Source organism: Desertibaculum subflavum, from assembly GCA_003576705.1.
In the GTDB taxonomy this organism is placed as follows: domain Bacteria; phylum Pseudomonadota; class Alphaproteobacteria; order Ferrovibrionales; family Ferrovibrionaceae; genus Desertibaculum; species Desertibaculum subflavum.
In genome coordinates, this window is sequence record QOZS01000115.1 from 1 (window position 1) to 4769 (window position 4769).

Consider the following 4769-nt stretch of genomic DNA (forward strand, 5'->3'; position numbering starts at 1 on the left):
ACCGTCGAGGACACCTGGCGCCACATCGGCGACCTCGTCGAAGCCATCACACCCGTCGAATGTCAGAGCTACTTCGCCAATGCCGGATACGCTTCAACCAAATCGTGAAACGCTCTAGGCGCCGCGCTAATCCAACTTGGCGCCCTGTGCGATCCAGCGGCCGAGGAGCTCGCGTTCCTCGGGCTTCATCTGGGTCTTGTTGGCGAGCGGCATCACCTGGGTCAGCACCGCCTGGGCGCGCATGCGCTGGGCGTTCAGCCGAATCTCCGCCGGGGAGTCGAGGGCGACGCCGCCGGGGCGCGGCTGCACCGTGTCGTCGGTCGGCCGCGCGGAGTGGCAGGACTGGCAGCGCGCCGCCACCACCGCCTGCACCTCGGCGAAGGGAACCGGCGGGCCGGCGGCGACGGCGGCGGCGCCGGGCGGGTTCGCCGCATACCAGGCCACCACCAGCACGCCGAGCGTCGCGGCGAGCGGGATCCAGAGCGGGTTCCGCCCCTTCTCGAACACGATCATCCAATAGCGCATGCCGCCGCCGATCAGCGCCAGCCCGAGCAACAGCGCCCAGTTCCACGGATGCCCGTAGATGAAGGGGTAGTGGTTGGAGATCATGATGAAGATGACGGGAAGCGTCAGATAGCTGTTGTGCATCGAGCGCTGCTTGGCGCGGTGCGCCAGCGCCGGATCCGGCTTGCCGCCGGTTTTCGAGGCGGCGACCAGTGCGCGCTGCGCCGGGATGATGCGCACCCAGACATTCGCCACCATGACGGTGCCGAACAACGCGCCGGCATGAATGAAGGCGGCGCGGCCCGGCAGCAGCTGGGTCAGCCCCCAGGCGAGCGCGATGGCGGCGAAGAAAGAGATGAAACCGGCGGCGCGGCCGTCCTTCTCGGCGAAGGGCGTGATCCAGAACAGGTCGTAGGCGAGCCAGGCACCGACCAGGCCCAGGATCATGATCGAGGCGACGGTGTCGCGGTCGAGATCGGCGATCGCCGGGTCGATCAGGAAGGCGGTGGAGCCGAGATAGTAGACGACCACCAGCAATATCATGCCTGTGATCCAGGTCAGCGCCGCTTCCCAGCGGAACCAGTGCAGGTGGCGCGGCAGCTCGGTCGGCGCCACCAGGATCTTCTCCGTGCGGTAGAAGCCGCCGGAATGCACCATCCAGATCTCGCCCTCGATGCCGGACCTGGTGGATTTGTCGAGATTGCCGTCGAGCCAGACGAAGTAGAAGGACGAGCCGATCCAGCCGATGCCGATGACGATATGCGCCCACCGCACCAGCAGGTTCAGCCAATCGAGAATTTCCGCCTGCATCCCGCCCCCAACGCGATAATCTGGCGGGCGAATGTAGCAGGAACCGTGCCGGAAGCCGTCTGATGGGCCGCCTTTCCACCCACGTGCTAGACACCCATGCCGGCCGCCCGGCAGCGGGTGTCACCGTCTGGCTGGAGCGCATCGCCGGCGGCAGGCGCGACGCCCTGGGCCGCTTCGAGACCAATGCGGACGGCCGCGTCGCGCCGCTGCTGGAAGCGGACGCTCTGGCGCCCGGCCTCTACGAACTGCATTTCCATGTGGGCGACTATTTCCGCGGCCGGGGCGTCGACCTGCCGGAGCCGCCGTTCCTCGACGTCGTGACGCTTCGCTTCGGTGTCGCCGACGCGGCCGCGCATTACCACGTGCCGCTGCTCTGCTCGCCCTGGAGCTACACCACCTATCGCGGCAGCTGAAGGGGCTCTGCTATGGTGCGGCAGTTCCTGCGTTCGGGAGGAAACAAGCGATGCGCCCTGCCAAGCCGCGGGTGACGCCGGTCGAGCCCGGCGAATGGTCGGCCGAGCAAAAGGAGCTCTTGGAGCCGATCGGCCAGAACGGACGGCCGATCTGGAACGTGTTCCGCACGCTGGCCCGGCACAGCAAGCTGTTCAAGCGGTGGCTGCCCTTCGCCAACCACGTGCTCTACAAGCAGACCCTGGCGCCGCGCGACCGCGAGATGCTGATCCTGCGCATCGGCTGGCTCTGCCGCGCGCCCTATGAATGGACCCAGCACGTACAGATCGCGCTGCGCTCCGGCATCACCGAAGCGGAGGTCGAGCGCATCGCCGACGGCCCGGACGCGCCGGGCTGGAGCGAGCACGATGCCGCGCTGATCCGCGCCGCCGACGAGCTGCACAAGGATGCCTGCATCTCGGATGCGACCTGGAACACCTTGGCCCAGCGCTATGCCACCGACCAGCTGATCGACGTGGTCTTCACCGTCGGCCAGTACAATCTGGTGTCGATGGCGCTCAACACATTCGGCGTGGAGCTCGACAAGGAGCTGCCGCGCTTCCGCCGCACGCCGGCTTGATTGACGGGGAGAGAACGAACATGCGGGTGATCCAGTATCCGAAGGACCTGAAGAACCATATCGGCGAGGAATTCGGCGTCTCCGAATGGGTCACGGTGGACCAGGGGATGATCGACAAGTTCGCCGAGGCGACCGGCGACCACCAGTGGATCCATGTCGATGTGGAGCGCTGCAAGAAGGAGATGCCGGGCGGCAAGACCATCGCGCATGGCTTTCTCACGCTGTCGCTGGTGCCGCGGCTCGGCGCCAAGATCTGGAAGATCGAGCACCGCTCGAAAGGCATCAATTACGGGCTGAATAAGCTCCGCTTCACCGCGCCGGTGCCGGCCGGCTCGCGCGTACGGCTGAAGCAGAAGCTGCTCGCCGCCGACGAGGTGAAGGACGGCGGCATCCGCACCACCTGGGAGAACGTGGTGGAGATCGAAGGCCAGAGCCAGCCGGCGCTGATCGCCGAAGGCCTCGGCGTCGTCTATCCGTGAGCGTAAAGTGATGAGCAAAGCATACGACGTCGTGGTGGTGGGCGGCGGCAATGCCGCCTTCTGCGCCGCCCTCGCCGCCTGCGACCAGGGCGCCAGCGTGCTGATGCTGGAGCGCGCGCCGGAAGCGGAATCCGGCGGCAACAGCCGCTTCACCGCCGGCGCCATCCGCTTCGCCTATGACGGGCTGGAGCATCTGCGCGAGGTGGTGACCGACCTCTCCAACGAGGAGATCGCCACCACCGATTTCGGCACCTATACCGAGGACCAGTTCTTCGACGACATGTTTCGGGTGACGCAGTACCGCACCGACCCGGATCTGTGCGAGACCCTGGTCAAGGGCAGCCGCGATGCCTGGAAATGGCTGCGGGCTAAGGGCATGCGGTTCACGCCGATCTATGGCCGCCAGGCCTTCAAGGTGGACGGCAAGTTCAAGTTCTGGGGCGGCCTGACGGTGGAAACCTGGGGCGGCGGGCCCGGCCTGGTCGACAGCGCGACCGAGATCGCCAAGCGCGCCGGCATCGAGATCCGCTACGGCGCCCGCGCCGTCGGCCTGGTGCATGACGACAGTGGCGTGAAGGGCGTGCGGGTGAAATCCGGCGCCGCGATCAGCGAGGTGCCGGCGCGCGCCGTGGTGCTGGCCTGCGGCGGGTTCGAGGCCAATCCGGAATGGCGCACGCGCTATCTGGGGCCCGGCTGGGAGCTCGCCAAAGTGCGCGGCACACGGTTCAACAGCGGCGACGGCATCAAGATGGCGCTGGATATCGGCGCCGCCAGCTACGGCAACTGGTCCGGCTGCCACGCCGTGGGCTGGGACAGGAACGCGCCGGAATTCGGCGATCTCGATGTCGGCGACCAGTTCCAGAAGCACAGCTATCCGTTCGGCATCCTGGTCAACGCGCGGGGCGAACGCTTCGTCGATGAGGGCGCCGATTTCCGCAATTACACCTACGCGAAATACGGCCGCGCGATCCTGGAACAACCGGCGCAATTCGCCTGGCAGATTTTCGACCAGAAGGTCATCCACCTGCTGCGCGGCGAATACCGCATCAAGCAGGTGACCAAGGCGAGCGCGAACACGCTGGAAGAGCTCGCCGGCAAGCTCGAAGGCGTCGATCCCCAGGCCTTCCTCGCCACGGTGAAGGCCTATAACGCGGCGGTGCAGCAGGGCGTGCCGTTCAACCCGAACGTCAAGGACGGCCGCGGCACCACCGGCATCACCCCGCCCAAGACCAATTGGGCCAACACCCTGGATGCGCCGCCCTATGAGGCCTATGGCGTGACCTGCGGCATCACCTTCACCTTCGGCGGCCTGCGCATCGCGAAGAATGGCCAGGTGGTGGACACCGATTTCGTGCCGATCCCCGGCCTCTATGCCGCGGGCGAGCTGGTCGGCGGCCTGTTCTGGTTCAACTATCCGGGCGGCACCGGGCTCACCTCCGGCGCGGTGTTCGGCCGGCTGGCCGGCACCAGCGCCGGCGAGGCGGTGCGGGGCTGAAACCCCCGCTGCCCCTCAGGGGCGGCGCGGGTTTGGGGGAGGTGGGGCGCGCCGTGTCTTAACGACGGCCGCGTGTGCGCAACGCATCCACGCTTGCGCGAATTCTGAGATCGCATCCTCCCCACCTCACCCAACCCTTGTATCTGGATCTGTGTTCGACGGATCCGGAAAAGGTGATGAGATGTCGGATCGGTGACCGTAAGCCCTCAGGTGTCGCGCACCGTGGGAGAGCCTGGCTCCCGACCCGTTTCCATTGTCGGCCCGAACAGTCGCAAGGCGTGGAACAGCGCCGCATTTGCAAGGACGGGACCGATGGAACGAAGCGGTGATGTCGTTGTCGGGATCGACGTGTCGCAATCCCGGCTGGACGTGCATGTGCTGCCAGGGGGCGACAGCTTCGCGGTGCCGCGCGATGAGAGCGGCTACGCGGCGCTGATTGCTCGCCTTGCCG

Annotated in this window: 5 protein-coding genes; 4 read left to right on the forward strand and 1 reads right to left on the reverse strand. The window is 66.8% G+C overall.

Annotated features, from left to right (window positions below):
- Positions 1 to 126 precede the first annotated feature (126 nt).
- Positions 127 to 1314, reverse strand: a complete 1188-nt coding sequence (locus tag DT074_RS27550) for a urate hydroxylase PuuD (protein WP_119423031.1) — start codon at positions 1312 to 1314, stop codon at positions 127 to 129.
- 62 nt (positions 1315 to 1376) lie between these two features.
- Between DT074_RS27550 and uraH the strand changes: the two genes are divergently transcribed.
- From uraH to tcuA, 4 genes are read left to right on the forward strand one after another with little or no spacing between them, the layout of a single operon-like run.
- Positions 1377 to 1727, forward strand: coding sequence for a hydroxyisourate hydrolase (uraH, locus tag DT074_RS27555; RefSeq protein ID WP_119423032.1), 351 nt, complete (start codon positions 1377 to 1379; stop codon positions 1725 to 1727).
- Positions 1728 to 1777: 50 nt separating this feature from the next.
- Positions 1778 to 2344: a carboxymuconolactone decarboxylase family protein gene (locus DT074_RS27560; RefSeq protein WP_119423033.1), complete on the forward strand. Its 567-nt coding sequence runs from the start codon at positions 1778 to 1780 to the stop codon at positions 2342 to 2344.
- 20 nt (positions 2345 to 2364) lie between these two features.
- Positions 2365 to 2823 (forward strand): MaoC family dehydratase, encoded by a 459-nt coding sequence (locus DT074_RS27565; RefSeq protein WP_119423034.1) that lies wholly within the window; start codon positions 2365 to 2367, stop codon positions 2821 to 2823.
- 10 nt (positions 2824 to 2833) lie between these two features.
- Positions 2834 to 4318, forward strand: coding sequence for an FAD-dependent tricarballylate dehydrogenase TcuA (gene tcuA, locus DT074_RS27570; protein WP_119423035.1), 1485 nt, complete (start codon positions 2834 to 2836; stop codon positions 4316 to 4318).
- The last annotated feature ends 451 nt before the right edge of the window (positions 4319 to 4769 follow it).